This window comes from Nocardia sp. NPDC051833 (assembly GCF_040681225.1).
Lineage (GTDB): Bacteria > Actinomycetota > Actinomycetes > Mycobacteriales > Mycobacteriaceae > Nocardia.
Genome location: NZ_JBFAYK010000001.1, coordinates 47,978 through 62,945, shown reverse-complemented (window position 1 = coordinate 62,945; position 14,968 = coordinate 47,978). Strand labels below are relative to the sequence as shown.

The following is a 14,968-nucleotide window of genomic DNA, read 5'->3' as shown; positions in this document are numbered from 1 at the left end:
GGGGCAAAGATTACCCGGTTTTGAGGATGCGAAACCCGAACGAGTGGAGTACTTGTTTGGGATATGGAACAGCGGAATCGGTTGTGGGTTTGGGGAACTGCACAAAAGCGACGCGCGGGCGCGCTCGGCTTGGTCCTGGCGGCCGCGCTGAGCGGATACGCGGCGCCGCTCGCCGCCGCGGAGCCCGCGGGCTACCGGCCCGCCGTCGTCCCGACCGAACCGGGTCCACGGCAGAGCGATCACCTCGCCGCCGCACGTTACATCGACGACCATCCGTCCGCTGTTCCGCAGGGGCTCAACGACTTCGGCTGTAAGCCGACCGCCGGGCATCCGCGTCCGGTGGTCCTCGTGCACGGTACCGACTCGAGCGCGTACTCCGATTGGGCGGGTATCGGTCCGCAGCTCGTCGACGCGGGCATGTGCGTGTTCGCCCTGAACTACGGCGGCGCTCCGGGCGCCGACACCTACGGCACCGAGGACATGCGGGTCAGCTTCGCGCAGGTGGGGGCGTTCGTCGACGACGTGCTGGCCGCGACCGGGGCGACGAAGGTCGACCTGGTCGGCTTCTCCCAGGGCGCCACGGTCAGCCGCTTCTACGTCAACAAGCTCGGTGGCGCGGCGAAGGTCGGCACCTGGGTTGGCCTCGCCTCACCCAGCTACGGCGGCGTGATGTACGGCCTGGTCCCGGTGGGACAGGCAGTGCCCGGCATGATGGACGTCTTCGCCAAGGTCACCTCGACGGCGGCGGTCCAGCAGGCGCAGGGCGAACCGCTCATGGTCGAGCTCAACGCGGGCGGCGACACCGTGCCCGGGGTCCGCTACGTCACCGTCGGCAGCCGCGTGGACGAGATGATCCAGCCCTTCGACAACATCGCGCTGCACGGCGCGGGCGCGGAGAATCTCGTCCTGCAGGATCTGTGCGCCGACGACCTGACCGGTCACTTCCACATGGTCTACGACCCGTTCGTGCAGCAACTGCTGCTCCAGGTGCTCGATCCGGCGCACGCGCCGGCTCCGGTGTGCGCTCCGGTCGCGTTCGGCACCGGCATCCCGCAGGTGATCATCGCCGGGAACTCCTGACGACCACGCCGGACGGGAGCACCGGCGGCGGTCACTAGAATAGGACGACCGCACTTCGTCCAGCCGGGAGCCGCCGCGTGACCATTCAGCCCGTTCGCCTGTTCGGCGATCCGATTCTGCGTTCCCGTGCGGATGCGGTCACCGAGTTCGGTGCCGAACTCGGTCAGCTCATCGCCGATCTCACCGAGACCATGCACGACGACGGCGGGGTCGGGATGGCAGCGCCGCAGATCGGCGTCGGGCTGCGGGTGTTCGTCTACGACACCGGCGACGCCGCTGGCCACGTGGTGAACCCGGTGTGGTCGGCGATCGGCGACGACGAGCAGGTCGGGCCGGAGGGCTGCCTGTCGATTCCCGGCGTGCGCTACGACGTGCGCCGGGCCCTGCGGGTCGCGGTCACCGGTGTCGACAGTGGCGGTGCGCCGGTGGAATTCGAGGCCGAGGGACTGCTCGCGCGCTGCGTGCAGCACGAGACCGACCATCTCGACGGCGTGCTGTTCGTCAGCAAGCTCGAGCCCGCCGACCGCAAGGACGCGATGCGCACCATCCGCGAGTCCGACTGGTTCCGCAACGGGGTGACCGTGCGCGAGTCCAGCGGTGTCGGCGGTGGCCGCTGATGCGCGTCGTCTTCGCCGGCACCCCCGAACCCGCCGTGCCGTCGCTGCGGCGGCTGATCGAGAGCGAACGGCACGAGGTGGTCGCCGTGGTCACCCGGCCCGACGCCGTCGCCGGTCGCGGCCGCAAGCTGCTGCGCTCGCCGGTGGGTCAGCTCGCCGACGAGCACGGCATCCCGGTCCTCACACCCCGCAAGCCGTCCGAGCCGGAGTTCGTCGCGGCGCTGACCGAGCTCGCGCCGGACTGCTGCCCGGTGGTCGCCTACGGTGCGCTGCTGCCCCAGCAGGTGCTCGACATTCCCGCGCACGGCTGGATCAACCTGCACTTCTCGCTGCTGCCCGCCTGGCGTGGAGCCGCGCCGGTGCAGGCGGCGATCGACGCCGGTGACGACATGACCGGCGCGTCGACCTTCCTCATCGAGGCCGGACTCGACACCGGCCCGGTGTACGGCGTGATGACCGAGAAGATCAACGTCACCGACACCGCGGGCGAACTGCTCGGCCGGCTCGCCGAGGCGGGTGCCGTCCTGCTGGAGAAGACCATGGACGGCGTGGAAGACGGGACGCTGCAAGCGATTCCGCAATCCGCCGACGGCGTGTCGTACGCCCCGAAGGTGACCGTGGAGGCGGGCCGGATCCGGTTCGACGAGCCCGCACTGGCCATCCACCGCCGGATTCGCGCCGTCACCCCGGCGCCCGGCGCGTGGACCGAGATGAACGGACTGCGCCTCAAGCTCGGCCCGGTCGAGATGGTGGAGGAAACCTTGCCCGAGAGCGAGATCGAGGTGCGCAAGTCCGGCGTCTTCGTCGGCACGTCGACCACAGCGGTCCGGCTCGGTCAGGTCCAGCCACCCGGCAAGAAGATGATGAACGCGCTCGACTGGGCCCGCGGCGCGCGCCTGGCACCGGGCCAGGTGATCGGATGAGCGCCTCCGATCGCCGGCGTCGCCGCGAAGCCGACGCACGCGGCACGACGCCACGTGACGAGAAGAAGGTCACGGGCAAGGACGTCGACGGCGGCTGGGCGGCCCGCGCGGCCAAGGGCGGCGGCACCGTCCGCGCCGGCGGCGCCAGCACGCAGCGTGCGGGCGGTTCGAGCTGGTCGGACGACCGCGGCACCACCGGTGACCGGCGTGCGGGTGGTGGCGCGAGCGACTGGCGGCGGGACGACCGTGGTCGTGGGCCGAGCGATTCGCGTGGTGGTGGCTTCGGCGGTCGGAGTCGTGGCGACGACCGGCGCACCGACGCTGGTGAGCGTGGTGGCTCGGGTGCGCGGGCCGGTGGTGGCACTGCCGGCGATCGGCGCGGGCGTGACGAGCGGTCGGGCGGTCCGCAGAGTCGGGGTGGTGCGGCCGGTGGCCGAGCTGCCGCGGATCGTGGTGCCCGCGTCGGAGACTCACGTGGTGGCTCGGGAGATTCGCGTGGTGGAGCGGGGCGCGACGGTGGTTCGCGGTCGGGCGATTCCGGCCGCGGTGGCAAACGGCCGGCGAGTGAGCGCGGTGGTAGCCAGGCCGGGCGCGGTGGGGAGCGTAGGCGCGAGGATCGGCCGGATCCCAGTGTGCCGAGCCCGCGCAAGCGGCGCGGCGAACCCGTCGATCCGGCGCGCGAAGTGGCCCTCGATGTGCTGCGGGCGGTGCGCGATCGCGACGCCTACGCCAACCTCGTGCTGCCGAAGCTGCTGCGCGAGCGCAAGATCAGCGGACGCGATGCCGCGTTCGCGACCGAACTCACCTATGGCGCGAGCCGGTCGCAGGGGCAGCTCGACGCGGTGATCGCGGCGTGCGCGGGCCGTCCGGTCGCCGAGATCGACGGACCGATCCTCGACATCCTGCGCCTCGGCGTCTACCAGCTGCTGCGCACCCGCACGGGCGCGCATGCCGCCGTCGACACCTCCGTCGACCTGGCCCGTGCCGAATTCGGCCAGGGCCGTGCCGGTTTCGTCAACGCGGTGCTGCGCCGGGCGGGGGAGAAGACGGCCGAGGAGTGGGTGGCCGAGCTGGCGCCCGCCGATCCGGTCGGCGGACTCGCCTTCGAATACGCCCATCCCACCTGGATCGCCCAGTCCTTCGCCGACGCGCTCGGCGCGCAGGCGGGCGAGCTGGCCGCGCTGCTGGCCGCCGACGACGAGCGCCCGGTCGTGCACCTGGTCGCGCGGCCGGGGGAAATCACCGCCGAGGAGCTCGCGCTGGTCACCGGCGGCGAGGAGGGTCGCTGGTCGCCGTACGCGGTGTACCTCGACGGCGGCGACCCCGGTCAGCTGGAACCGGTCCGCGACGGCATCGCAGCCGTGCAGGACGAGGGCAGTCAGCTGGTCGCCCTCGCCCTGACCAGGGCACCGCTGGACGGCCCCGATCAGGGGCGCTGGCTCGACCTGTGCGCGGGCCCGGGGGGCAAGGCGGCCCTGCTCGGCGCGCTGGCCGCGATCGACCTGTTCACCGTCGACGCCGTCGAACCGGCCGAGCACCGGGCCGAACTGGTCCGCAAGTCGACCCGCGGCCTGCCGGTCACGGTGCACGTGGCCGACGGTCGCGACAGCGGTCTGACCCCCGGGTACGACCGCATCCTCGTCGACGCGCCGTGCACCGGTCTCGGCGCGCTGCGCCGCCGCCCGGAGGCCCGCTGGCGGCGCACCCCGGCCGACGTGCCGGAACTGGTGACCCTGCAGCGCGAATTGCTCGCCGCCGCCTGGGACCTGCTGCGTCCCGGCGGTGTGGTCGTGTACTCCACCTGCTCGCCGCACCTGTCCGAAACCGTCGGCGTCGTGGGCGATTTCGTGCGCCGCTCCGGTGCCGAGCAACTGGACACCCGCGCGTACCTGCCCGGCGTCACCGATCTCGGCGACGGACCGTCGGCACAGCTCTGGCCGCACCGCCACGGCACCGACGCCATGTTCCTGGCGGCCCTGCGCAAGCCGCTCGACTGACCCATCCGTGGCCGGCGACAACGACGCCGGCCACGCGTTGGTTCCCGTGTCCGAGTTCGGCCGTCGACGACACGCGACATTCGTCCAATCGTCGCGCCCCGCATCGGGCGCAGAATCGGTGCATGGCGATGACGTGGGAACAAGTGGTGGCGGTGGCGACGGAGCTACCGGGTGTGGAGGAAGGCACCTGGTGGCGCACTCCGGGACTGAAAGTCGGCGGCAAGGGCTTCGCGCGCCTGCGGGTCGAAGCCGAGGGCGGCCTGGCGCTGCTGTGCGAACCGGCCGAGAAGGAAGCGCTGCTGGCCTCCGGTGACCCGGTGTTCTACACGACACCGCACTACGACGGGCATCCGTTCATCCTGATCGACCTCACGGCGGTCGACCCCGAACAGCTCGCCGAACTCATCGACAGTGCCTGGTGGTGGCGGGCGCCGGCCCGGATGCGGCGCGAGCGACAGGGCGCGTAGGGGACGTCGTTGTCCCGGCGCGACGGGGAACTCAGTCCCGTTCGGACAGTTCGCGCAGGCGGGCAAGGGTTTTCGCGAGGATGCGCGAGACGTGCATCTGGGAGATCCCCAGCTGGGCGGCGATCTGGGTCTGGGTCATCGATTCGAAGAAGCGCATCGTCAGAATGCGGCGTTCGCGTTCGGGCAGCCCCGCCAGCAGCGGGCGCACCGCGATGTACTCCTCGACCCGGTCGAACTGCGACTCCTCCTCGCCCAGGGTGTCGAGCAGGGACGCGTCGCTGTCGCGACCGACCGAGGCGGCATCGATCGAGGTGGGCTGATACGCGTTGCCCGCGATGACGGCCTGGGTGACCTCGTCGGGGTCGACGTCGAGCTCGGCCGCGATCTCCTTCGCGGTGGGGGAGCGGCCCAGCCGTTGCGAGAGCTGGTCGACCGCGGCCCCGATGCGTAGGTGAGTCTCCTTGACCCGCCGCGGAACTCGCATCGCCCAGGTGTTGTCGCGGAAGTAGCGCCGGACCTCGCCCATGATCGTCGGCACCGCGAACGACAGGAAGTTCGAGCCACGGCTCAGGTCGAACCGGTCCACCGCGTGCACCAGGCCGACGCGCGCCACCTGCGACAGATCGTCGAACGGTTCGCCGCGGCCGCTGAACTTCCTGGCGATGTGATCGGCCAGCGGGATGCAGCGGTTGATCAGCGCGTCGCGCGCCACGGCGTGCTCGACGCTGCCGGGCGCGGTCGCCGCGAGCCGCTCGAACAGGGCGCTGACGTCGTCGTAGCCCGAGACCGGCTCCTCGGTCTCGGTGTCGTCGACGGTGTCCTCGGCGGGGTTCTCCGGTTCGGTGGTGGTGTCGGCGCGGGTTTCCTGGTCGGGCTTGTGGTCTTCGGTGGTGTCCTCGCCGTGCACTACGCCTTCCCCCGGACCCGACGGAATCGGACCGTCGTCGGATAGCCGGACACGGCCGCGTCGAAGCCCTGCTGGTCGGCGCTCACCTCGTCGCTGAGCGTGCGCAGCACGTGCCAGCCGAAACTGCGCTGGTCGGGCATGCCCTCGGCCGCGGCCACACCGTCGACGCGCACCAGCAGTTCGGTGTCACCGACGACGAATTCGCAGGTGAGCGCCGAATCGGGCGCGGCGATCGCGATGAGGGTCGAGCAGACCTCGTCCACGGCCAGGCGCACGTCGGCGACCTCGTCGAGGGTGAAATCGCTGAGTAGGACCAGGGTTTCGGCCAGCCCGCGCAGGATCGGCAGCTGGGTCAGCGATGCTGCTACGCGAATCTCCACCGGGGCGCTGAACAGCCCTTGTTCCGCCGAAAAATTGGTCACCCTATGGAGGCTACCCACATCCCGGCAGGGCAATCACCATTTGGTCGCTACACTTGCGCGCTGTGTCCACACCGACGTTCACCCGCCCGGCCGTGCCGATGATCGCCCCGTCCATCCTGTCTGCGGACTTCGCGAATTTGGCCGCCGAGGCCGCCGCTGTCGAAGGATCCGACTGGCTCCACGTCGACGTGATGGACGGCCATTTCGTGCCGAACCTCACACTCGGCCTGCCGGTCGTGCAGAGCCTGCTCAAGGCGACCGACATCCCGTTCGACTGCCACCTGATGATCGACGACCCGGGTCGCTGGGCGCCGGGCTACGCCGAGGCGGGCGCCTACAACGTCACCTTCCACGCCGAGGCGACCGACGATCCGATCGCGGTGGCCCGCGATATCCGTGCCGCCGGCGCCAAGGCCGGGCTCTCGGTGAAGCCGAACACCCCGATCGAGCCGTACCTGGAAATCCTGAAGGAATTCGACACCTTGCTCGTGATGAGCGTGGAACCCGGCTTCGGCGGGCAGTCGTTCATCCCGAGCGTGCTGGAGAAGGCGCGGATCGTCCGTAATCTCGTCGACGCGGGCGAGTTGCGGCTCGTCGTGGAAATCGACGGCGGCATCAATACCGACACCATCGAACAGGCCGCCGCGGCGGGCATCGATTGTTTCGTCGCCGGCTCGGCCGTCTACAACACCGCCGATCCCGGCGCCGCCGTGCAGACACTGCGCAGCATGGCGACGTCGGCCTGGCTGTAGAACGCGAATTCGGTTACAGGGAGCGGAGTTTGCGCGTGCCGAGGGCGCGCGCGGCGTCGATCACGGCGTGCAGCGGGGGCCGGTTGTCGGCGGCCTCCGGTGCCTGCACCCAGGTGCGGTAGCCGGTGCGCTCGTCGTCGGGCGAGGGCAGCACGATTTGGCTGCCGGTGCAGGCGACGGTCGCGTAGAGGCGGAACAGCTCGGCGGACGCGGTGGTGGTGAGGGTATCGGGGCGGCACGGGCCGGTCAGGAACGTCCAGCGCCTGGCCCGCGGATGGTCGACGACCGGGCCCGCGATCGCGGCGCCACGCAACCGGGCCTGCACGCGCTCGCCGAGATCACCCGGCATGGTGACCGCGCCGTAATGCGCGCCGATCTGGAGCAGAATGCGACGGGAATCCGGATCGATCGTCGCGGGCAGATGGAGTTCGCGCCGATAACGGACGCACCGAATTTCCAGCGTGGAATCGACCAATGTGCTCACGCGGCACCCCCACATCTTTCGAACCTGTTGTGACCCACAGTGTTGTCTGACTTCCTGGAGTGGTGGACTATCCCTGGGTCGAACTCCCCACGGTCTCGCCGCAGGTCGGATGCGCCACCGACCTGCCCATGATCATCAGTTGAACGGCGAGAATCGGTGACGTAACAATATTGCGTCAATGGCATCATCGGCGCAAGCATTCGAATCACCGTGTTTCGAGTTCGGAATTCCGGGGTAAAGCCAGGTTAGAGCCGTCGGGTGAATGGGCGCGACCGGTTCGCCGAAAATTCGATTGAACGATTACCACCGGAATGATTAACGGTGGGGTTGCGTCATGTCGATGTCTGTTTGCCGACCGTTCGATGCGGTGGTGCTCGTTTCCGTCGGTTCGATCATGCTCGCGGTCCGATTCGACCCCGACCCGTCGAGGCTCACTCGCCCCGCCACTAGGCTGTGCGCGAGCGGGTACCGCCGGGAATAGCGGCCACGCACCTGCTGTTGGGCCCAACGGGTACGGATGACGCGACAAGGGAGTGCAGGCATGTTCACAGGGATCGTCGAAGAGCTGGGCGAGATCGTCGCCACCGAACAGCTGGCCGACGCCGCCCGGTTGACGATCCGCGGCAAGCTGGTGACTTCCGATGCCGGTCACGGCGATTCGATCGCCGTCAACGGTGTCTGCCTGACCGTGGTCGACGTGGTCGACGGCGACAGCTTCACCGTGGACGTCATGGCGGAGACGCTGAACCGGTCGAGCATCGGTGCCCTGGTCACCGGCTCCCGGGTCAACCTCGAGCGGGCCGCGGCGCTCAACAGCCGCCTCGGCGGTCACCTCGTGCAGGGCCACGTCGACGGCACCGGCACCGTGCTCTCGCGGACCCCGTCCGAGAACTGGGAGGTCGTGCGGATCTCGCTGCCCGACGCGATCGCGCGCTATGTGGTGGAGAAGGGCTCGATCACCGTGGACGGCGTCTCCCTCACGGTCTCCGGCCTCGGCATCGCCGACGAGCCCGCCGCCGACGGCACGCGCGACTGGTTCGAGGTGTCGCTGATCCCGACCACGCTGGCGCTGACCGTGCTGGGCACCGCCCCGGTCGGCACCACGGTGAATCTCGAGGTCGACGTGATCGCCAAGTATGTGGAGCGACTCGCCCAACGCGGATGACCACCAGGCGGCATGCGGTCATCGGAACCCCCGATCGCACGCCGTAATGTGGTATCCGATGCGAATCGAGGCCGTGCGGCCGAGGAACACGCGGCCCCGGCCGCCAAGATTACGGAGCAAGCAGACGTGACCAGGTTGGACAGCATCGAGCGCGCGGTCGCCGATATCGCGGCCGGTAAGGCTGTCGTCGTCGTGGACGACGAGGACCGTGAGAACGAGGGCGATCTCATCTTCGCGGCCGAGAAGGCCACCCCGGAGCTGGTCGCGTTCATGATCCGCTACACCTCCGGCTACATCTGCGTGCCGCTGACCGGCGACGACTGCGACCGGCTCGGCCTGCCGCCCGCCTACGCGATGAACCAGGACAAGCACGGCACCGCCTACACCGTCTCGGTCGACGCGCGCGAGGGCATCACCACCGGCATCTCCGGCGCCGACCGCGCGGTCACCATGCGGCTGCTGGCCAGCGCCCAGGCCAAGGCCGACGAGTTCACCCGGCCCGGTCACGTGGTGCCGTTGCGCGCCAAGGACGGCGGCGTGCTGCGCCGCCCCGGCCACACCGAGGCGGCGGTCGATCTGGCCCGGATGGCCGGTCTGCGCCCGGCGGGCGTGATCTGCGAGATCGTCAGCCAGAAGGATGACGGCCACATGGCCCGCACCGACGAGCTGCGGGTCTTCGCCGACGAGCACGACCTGGCGATGATCTCGATCGCCGACATGATCGCCTGGCGGCGCAAGCACGAGAAGCACGTCGTGCGGGTGGCCGAGGCCCGGATCCCGACCGCGCACGGTGACTTCAAGGCGGTCGGCTACCAGAGCATCTTCGACGACGCCGAGCACGTCGCGCTGGTGCGCGGCGACATCGGCGACGGCGAGGACGTGCTGGTGCGGGTGCACTCCGAGTGCCTGACCGGCGACGTCTTCGGTTCGTTGCGCTGCGACTGCGGTCCGCAGCTGGACGCCGCGCTCGAGATGGTCGACGCCGAGGGCCGCGGCGTGGTCCTCTACATGCGCGGGCACGAGGGTCGCGGCATCGGCCTGATGCACAAGCTGCAGGCCTACCAGCTGCAGGACACCGGTCGCGACACCGTCGACGCCAACCTCGACCTCGGCCTGCCCGCCGACGCGCGCGACTACGGCACCGGCGCGCAGATCCTGGTCGACCTGGGCATCCGGTCGATGCGCCTGCTCACCAACAACCCGGCCAAGCGCGTCGGGCTCGACGGCTACGGCCTGCGGATCACCGAGCGGGTGCCGATGCCGCTGCGGGCCAACGCCGAGAACCTGCACTACCTGCGGACCAAGCGGGACCGGATGGGCCACGATCTGATCGGCCTGGACGACCTGGATCTGGGCGAGACCGCGCAGTGATCACCACGCATACTCCCGAAAGGCGGCAACGATGAGCGGCACGGGTGTCCCGTCCTTCGCGCTGGCCCAGGCCAAAGACGTCAAACTCGGCATCGTCGCCTCGCGCTGGCACACCGAGATCTGCGACACCCTCGTCGCCAACGCGCAGCGGGTCGCGAAGGAAGCCGGCGTCGAGCAGGTGACCGTGGTGCGCTGCGCCGGTGCGATGGAACTGCCGGTGGTGGCCCAGGAACTGGCCCGCACGCACGACGCCGTTGTCGCGCTCGGTGTCGTGATCCGTGGTGGCACACCGCATTTCGAGTACGTCTGTGACGCGGTGACGGCGGGTCTGACCCGGGTCTCGCTGGACGCGGCCACCCCCGTCACCAACGGCGTGCTGACCACGAACGACGAGGAGCAGGCGCGCGACCGCGCCGGGCTGCCCGGCTCGGCGGAGGACAAGGGCGAGCAGGCCTGCGCCGCCGCCCTCGACGCCGCGCTCACGCTGCGCGCGCTGCGATCGGCGTGACCGTGCCGGTGGTGCGGACCTGGCGACGCGGCGCGAGTGCCCCCGAACCCGGGCAAGCCTGGGAGTTCGAGGTGCGTCCGCGCCGGGCGATCCGGACCGCGGTGGCCGTCGCGATCGTCATCCTGGTGTTCTTCACCTTCGGCGGCCTGCTGCTGCGCACCGGCTCGACCGGCGTGAACTTCCGGTTCGCCGACCAGATCGCGATGATCCTGATCGGCGTCCTCGGCGCGGGCGCGGTCCTGCTGCTGACCCGCCCCCGGGTGCGCGCCGGCGCCGCGGGCGTCTCGGTCCGCAACATCCTCGGCGACCACGAGTACCCCTGGTCCTACATCCGCGGCGCGTCCTTCCCCGACCGCAAGTCCTGGGCCCGCCTCGAACTCGCCGACGACGACTACGTCCCCATGCTGGCGATCCGCTCCAACGACAAGGCCCACGCCGCCGACGCCATCGAACGCCTCCGCGACCTCGGCGCCAAGTACACGTCCACCCCGGACTGACCGGTCTCGGTAGTCTCGCGAGCATGACGCCCGCGCAGGTCCTGGCCGCCGCCTTCGCCGACGATCCGTTGATGAGCTACGTCTGGCCGGACCCGGCACGGCGCCGGAAGGCGTTGCCGCTGCTGTGGGAATCGCGGCTGGCCTCTCGGCAGCGGCAGGGCGCGGTCGACCTCGCCCACGACGAGGACGGGCCGTCGCGGCCGTCGCCATGTGGGAGACACCCGGCGTCGAGTCGGCGCTCGCCAAGCGGATCACGCTGCTGCGCGCCCTCGGCCGGAGCCTGCCCAGGGCACTGCCCGCGCTGCGCGGCATCGACAGCACCCGGCCGCACGAGCCGCACCTGTATCTCGCGACCATCGGCACTCGCCCGGACCGGCAGGGCCGCGGGCACGCGGCCGAGCTGATCCGGCGGCGCCTCGACGCCGTCGCCGCACCCGCGTTCCTGGTGGCGACCCGGGCGTCGAATGTGCCGTTCTACCAGCGGTTCGGATTCCGGGTGACCGAACCGCTGCGGGTGGCCGAGGTCGAACTGTATCCGATGGGACTGGAACGCTAGCGGGTGTCGCCGAGGACGGCGCCTTCGCGGCGGGGGTCGGCGCCGCCGATCCAGCCGTCCTTGCCGTCGCGTTGCAGGGCGCTCAGGCCGCTCGATTGCGGGGCCACCGAGACCTGGTGGCCCATCTGGCGCAGGCGCTGGACGAGGGGATCGTGGTCGCCGTTGTCGGTGGCGTCGATGTCGGGGTGTTCGCCGCCGACGCCGGTGACCGGGGTGTTGCCGGCGCCGAAGGAGACGCCGGAGACCGCCTGCTGTGGGTCCAGGCCCCAGTCCAGGGTGTTGATCAGGGTCTTCACCACGAACTGGATGATCACCGAGCCGCCGGGGGAGCCGGTGACGAGGGCGAGGTCGCCGCGGTTGCCCGCGTCGTCGCGGTCGAAGACCAGGGTGGGCGCCATGGAGCTGCGCGGGCGCTTGCCCGGCTGCAGCCGATTGGCGACCGGCGTGCCGTCCGGGTCGAGTGGGTCGGCGGCGAAGTCGGTGAGCTGGTTGTTGAGCACGAAGCCGTCGACGAAGTGGAACGACCCGAAGGCCGACTCGACCGTGGTGGTCATGGCGGCGGCGTTGCCGTACTTGTCGACGACGGAGATGTGGCTGGTGCCGTGCTCGGGCGGCTGCGGGCCGTTGCCCAGCGGGACCGGACCGAGATCGCCCGGCTTGGCGGTGCCCATGCTGCGCTGCGGGTCGATCAGCGTCGACCGCTGCTTCAGGTACTGCGGGTGCACCAGCGACAGCACCGAATTGCCGGGCAGCGGAACGAAATCCGGGTCGGCGACGTACTTGTTGCGATCGGCGTAGGCGAGCCGCTCGGCCTCGGAGATCAGGTGCACGGCCTGGGCGTCGGGCCGCCCGCCGTTGGCGTCGATGTCCTGCGGACGCAGCGACGGGATGTCGAAGTTGGCCAGGATGCCGAGCGTCGCGGCCACCGTGCTGCCGCCCGAGGACGGCGCGGGCATGCCGCACAGCTCGAACTTGCGGTAGCCGGTGCACAGCGCGGTGCGCTTCTTGGCCTGGTAGCCGGCCAGATCGCTGGTGGTCAGCAGGCTGGGCGTGCGCCCGCCCGCCGTGCTGCCCGCCGCCTCGACGATGTCCTGCGCGATGGCGCCGCTGTAGAACGCCTGCGCGCCGTCGCCCGCGATCGCCGACAGCGTCTTCGACAGGGCCGGATTGGTCAGCACCGTGCCGGACTTCTTGGGGGAGCCGTCGGCTTCGAGGAAATACCCGCGGGCACCCTCGTCGGCCGCCAGATCCTTGGCCGACTCGGCGATCTGGCCCGCCAGCCGGGGACTGATCTCGAAGCCGCTGTCGGCCAGGCCGATCGCGGGATCGAACAGTTCCTTCCACGCGGTCAGCCCGTGCTCGCGATGGGCGAGTTCGAGCAGCCGCAGCACGCCGGGCACCCCGATGGAGCGACCGCTGGCGCGGGTGTTCGGAGCGGGTTCGGTGCGGTCGGTGTCGCTGACCCAGCGCAGGTAGTTCTCGGTCGCCGCGGCGGGTGCGGTCTCGCGGCCGTCGTAGGTCTCGACGGTGCGCGACTTCGCGTCGTAGTGCACCAGGAAGGCGCCGCCGCCGATGCCGGAGGCCTGCGGTTCGACCAGCCCGAGCACCGCCTGCGCGGTGACCAGCGCGTCGGCGGCCGTGCCGCCGGCCCGGAGCACCCGGCACGCGGCCTCGGTGGCCAGCGGGTTCGCGGTGGAGACCGCGTAGGTGCGGGTGCGCACCGCGGTCATGTCCGCGCGGTAGCCCGACGCGATCTCCGGGTTGGTGCTGAGGTTCTGCGAGGTCGGGGCGTTCGTCGCCGGAGCGGCCGAGACGGGCGTGCCGTTCGGCGTGCTGGTGCACTCGGCCGCCGCGGTGTCGCCGGACGAGCAGCCCGTCAGCAGACCCACCGTGAGGACTCCGGCCGCCGCGGCCCCGATCCACGTCTGTCGCCTTGGCGTCATCCTGGCAGCGTAACCCCGCGCGGCCCGGCCCCGCCGATTATTTCTCGGTGACGGCCGCGCGAATGTTCGGTAGACGAACCAGTTTTCCCCCGGCGACCGGCCGCGGCCTCGCTACCCTGGCGACATGGATATCGACGCGGTGCTGTTCGACTTCTCCGGCACGGTCTTCCGGCTGGAGGACGACCGGACCTGGGCCGACGAACTGGTCGGCGACGACGGCACCCCGTTCGACGTCGCGGCGAAAGCCGAAGTGCTGCGCCGGATGACGGCCCCCGTCGAGCAGTTCATGACCTTCGACGCGGCGGGCCAGCACGCCTGGGACCACCGCGATCTCGACCCGGCCCTGCACCGGCACGCCTACCTCGAGGTGCTGCGCGGCACCGGCGTTCCCGGCACCCACGCCGCGCGCCTCTACGACCGCCTCATCGACCCGCTGGCCTGGACCCCGTACCCCGACACCGGCACCGTGCTGGAAGCCCTGTCCGCCCAGGGCATTCCGATCGGCATCGTCAGCAATATCGCCTTCGACATCCGCCCCGCCTTCGCGAAACACGGCTGGGACGGCCTGGTCGGCGCGATGACCCTGTCCTACGAGATCGGCGCCGTCAAGCCGGACGCCGCGATCTTCCGCGACGCCACCGACCGCCTCGGCGTCGAGCCGGAACGGGTGCTGATGATCGGCGACAGTGCCGAGGCCGACGGCGGCGCCGCCGCGCTCGGCGCCCGGTTCGCCCTCGTCGAGCCGCTGCCGACGGCCGAGCGCCCACGCGCCCTGATCGAGGCGCTCGGCGCGCACGGCGTCCGGCTCGACGCCTGAACGACGCGGAGCGGGCTCAGCGCTCGCGGGTGAACCAGGCGAGAGCGGTGGGGCGCAGCAGCAGGGCGACGATCGCCCCGTTGGCGACGATGCCGACCGCGCCAGGGGGCAGTCCGGTGAGGATCCCGGTGCACGAGACCAGGCCCGCGATTCCGGCGACGCCGACCGCGGCCTTCCTGATCAGCTCGCCGCCCCGCCCGAACAGCACGATCAGTGGCACCAGGGCGAAGGTCGGCAGGTAGCCCGCCAGCAGGGTGGCGAGCGAGCCGTTCGTCCCGAGCGCGACCGTGATCACGATCAGCACGACGCCGACCAGCGCCGCGACGGCGGCGATCAACCTGGCACCGCGCACGCTGCCCGGCATCACGCCCGCCGGGGTCGCCTCGTCGAACAGGTCGTCGTCGGCGGGGGCGGGGGCGGTGGGCGCGTTCGTCACGCCGACCACGCTACACAGGTGGGTTT

The 14,968-nt window shown here is 70.8% G+C and carries 17 protein-coding genes; 12 read left to right on the top strand and 5 right to left on the bottom strand.

From position 1 onward, the window contains the following. Positions 1-129 precede the first annotated feature (129 nt). The 5 genes from AB0L91_RS00315 to AB0L91_RS00295 all read left to right on the top strand — a co-directional run bounded on the left by AB0L91_RS00315 (position 130) and on the right by AB0L91_RS00295 (position 5,084). The gene (locus tag AB0L91_RS00315; RefSeq protein WP_365006728.1) at positions 130-1,080 is read left to right on the top strand and encodes an alpha/beta fold hydrolase; all 951 of its coding nucleotides are present in this window, start codon (positions 130-132) and stop codon (positions 1,078-1,080) included. A 77-nt stretch (positions 1,081-1,157) separates the two neighbouring features. Beyond that, positions 1,158-1,697: a peptide deformylase gene (def, locus tag AB0L91_RS00310; protein ID WP_365006727.1), complete on the top strand. Its 540-nt coding sequence runs from the start codon at positions 1,158-1,160 to the stop codon at positions 1,695-1,697. Next, positions 1,697-2,620, top strand: a complete 924-nt coding sequence (fmt, locus tag AB0L91_RS00305; protein WP_357345124.1) for a methionyl-tRNA formyltransferase — start codon at positions 1,697-1,699, stop codon at positions 2,618-2,620. The genes def and fmt overlap by 1 nt, the downstream gene beginning before the upstream one ends. Before the next feature lie 632 nt (positions 2,621-3,252). Then, positions 3,253-4,617, top strand: a complete 1,365-nt coding sequence (locus AB0L91_RS00300; RefSeq protein WP_365011117.1) for a transcription antitermination factor NusB — start codon at positions 3,253-3,255, stop codon at positions 4,615-4,617. Positions 4,618-4,739: 122 nt separating this feature from the next. Further along, positions 4,740-5,084, top strand: a complete 345-nt coding sequence (locus tag AB0L91_RS00295) for an MmcQ/YjbR family DNA-binding protein (RefSeq protein WP_365006726.1) — start codon at positions 4,740-4,742, stop codon at positions 5,082-5,084. A gap of 31 nt (positions 5,085-5,115) precedes the next feature. Here AB0L91_RS00295 and AB0L91_RS00290 read toward each other — a convergent pair whose 3' ends face one another. Further along, complete coding sequence (locus AB0L91_RS00290; protein ID WP_355281326.1) at positions 5,116-5,991, bottom strand: RNA polymerase sigma factor SigF; 876 nt, start codon at positions 5,989-5,991, stop codon at positions 5,116-5,118. Beyond that, on the bottom strand, positions 5,991-6,413 hold the full coding sequence (locus AB0L91_RS00285) for an anti-sigma factor (RefSeq protein ID WP_355281324.1): 423 nt from the start codon (positions 6,411-6,413) through the stop codon (positions 5,991-5,993). The genes AB0L91_RS00290 and AB0L91_RS00285 overlap by 1 nt, the downstream gene beginning before the upstream one ends. A gap of 98 nt (positions 6,414-6,511) precedes the next feature. Here AB0L91_RS00285 and rpe point away from each other — a divergent pair, with 98 nt between their 5' ends. After that, the gene (gene rpe, locus AB0L91_RS00280) at positions 6,512-7,165 is read left to right on the top strand and encodes a ribulose-phosphate 3-epimerase (RefSeq protein ID WP_355281522.1); all 654 of its coding nucleotides are present in this window, start codon (positions 6,512-6,514) and stop codon (positions 7,163-7,165) included. Positions 7,166-7,178: 13 nt separating this feature from the next. Here the strand turns inward: rpe and AB0L91_RS00275 are convergent, their stop codons facing one another. Further along, positions 7,179-7,649, bottom strand: coding sequence for a hypothetical protein (locus AB0L91_RS00275; RefSeq protein WP_357345129.1), 471 nt, complete (start codon positions 7,647-7,649; stop codon positions 7,179-7,181). Positions 7,650-8,190: 541 nt separating this feature from the next. On the opposite strand from AB0L91_RS00275, the gene AB0L91_RS00270 reads away from it, so the two are divergent. The 5 genes from AB0L91_RS00270 to AB0L91_RS00250 all read left to right on the top strand — a co-directional run bounded on the left by AB0L91_RS00270 (position 8,191) and on the right by AB0L91_RS00250 (position 11,746). Further along, on the top strand, positions 8,191-8,814 hold the full coding sequence (locus tag AB0L91_RS00270; protein WP_355281321.1) for a riboflavin synthase: 624 nt from the start codon (positions 8,191-8,193) through the stop codon (positions 8,812-8,814). A 126-nt stretch (positions 8,815-8,940) separates the two neighbouring features. Continuing rightward, positions 8,941-10,185: a bifunctional 3,4-dihydroxy-2-butanone-4-phosphate synthase/GTP cyclohydrolase II gene (locus AB0L91_RS00265; protein ID WP_355281319.1), complete on the top strand. Its 1,245-nt coding sequence runs from the start codon at positions 8,941-8,943 to the stop codon at positions 10,183-10,185. A gap of 31 nt (positions 10,186-10,216) precedes the next feature. Next, positions 10,217-10,693 (top strand): 6,7-dimethyl-8-ribityllumazine synthase, encoded by a 477-nt coding sequence (ribH, locus tag AB0L91_RS00260; protein WP_355281318.1) that lies wholly within the window; start codon positions 10,217-10,219, stop codon positions 10,691-10,693. A 2-nt stretch (positions 10,694-10,695) separates the two neighbouring features. Further along, the gene (locus AB0L91_RS00255) at positions 10,696-11,190 is read left to right on the top strand and encodes a PH domain-containing protein (protein WP_365011115.1); all 495 of its coding nucleotides are present in this window, start codon (positions 10,696-10,698) and stop codon (positions 11,188-11,190) included. A 208-nt stretch (positions 11,191-11,398) separates the two neighbouring features. Further along, entirely contained in the window at positions 11,399-11,746 is a 348-nt protein-coding gene (locus AB0L91_RS00250; RefSeq protein ID WP_365006725.1) for a GNAT family N-acetyltransferase, read from the top strand. On the opposite strand, the gene AB0L91_RS00245 is transcribed toward AB0L91_RS00250, so the two are convergent. After that, on the bottom strand, positions 11,743-13,689 hold the full coding sequence (locus AB0L91_RS00245) for a gamma-glutamyltransferase family protein (RefSeq protein WP_365006724.1): 1,947 nt from the start codon (positions 13,687-13,689) through the stop codon (positions 11,743-11,745). The genes AB0L91_RS00250 and AB0L91_RS00245 overlap by 4 nt on opposite strands. 124 nt (positions 13,690-13,813) lie before the next feature. Between AB0L91_RS00245 and AB0L91_RS00240 the strand changes: the two genes are divergently transcribed. Further along, a complete protein-coding gene (locus AB0L91_RS00240) occupies positions 13,814-14,506 on the top strand; it encodes an HAD-IA family hydrolase (protein ID WP_365006723.1) in 693 nt (230 codons plus the stop codon). 16 nt (positions 14,507-14,522) lie between these two features. Here AB0L91_RS00240 and AB0L91_RS00235 read toward each other — a convergent pair whose 3' ends face one another. Next, on the bottom strand, positions 14,523-14,942 hold the full coding sequence (locus AB0L91_RS00235; protein WP_355281311.1) for a hypothetical protein: 420 nt from the start codon (positions 14,940-14,942) through the stop codon (positions 14,523-14,525). Positions 14,943-14,968: the final 26 nt, after the last annotated feature.

Coding starts and splice junctions, on each gene's coding strand:
- fmt (WP_357345124.1), top strand. CDS start 1,697: ATGCGCGTCGTCTTCGCCGGCACCCCCGAACCCGCCGTGCCGTCGCTG.
- AB0L91_RS00295 (WP_365006726.1), top strand. CDS start 4,740: ATGGCGATGACGTGGGAACAAGTGGTGGCGGTGGCGACGGAGCTACCG.
- rpe (WP_355281522.1), top strand. CDS start 6,512: ATGATCGCCCCGTCCATCCTGTCTGCGGACTTCGCGAATTTGGCCGCC.
- AB0L91_RS00270 (WP_355281321.1), top strand. CDS start 8,191: ATGTTCACAGGGATCGTCGAAGAGCTGGGCGAGATCGTCGCCACCGAA.
- ribH (WP_355281318.1), top strand. CDS start 10,217: ATGAGCGGCACGGGTGTCCCGTCCTTCGCGCTGGCCCAGGCCAAAGAC.
- AB0L91_RS00250 (WP_365006725.1), top strand. CDS start 11,399: ATGTGGGAGACACCCGGCGTCGAGTCGGCGCTCGCCAAGCGGATCACG.
- AB0L91_RS00245 (WP_365006724.1), bottom strand. CDS start 13,689: ATGACGCCAAGGCGACAGACGTGGATCGGGGCCGCGGCGGCCGGAGTC.
- AB0L91_RS00240 (WP_365006723.1), top strand. CDS start 13,814: ATGGATATCGACGCGGTGCTGTTCGACTTCTCCGGCACGGTCTTCCGG.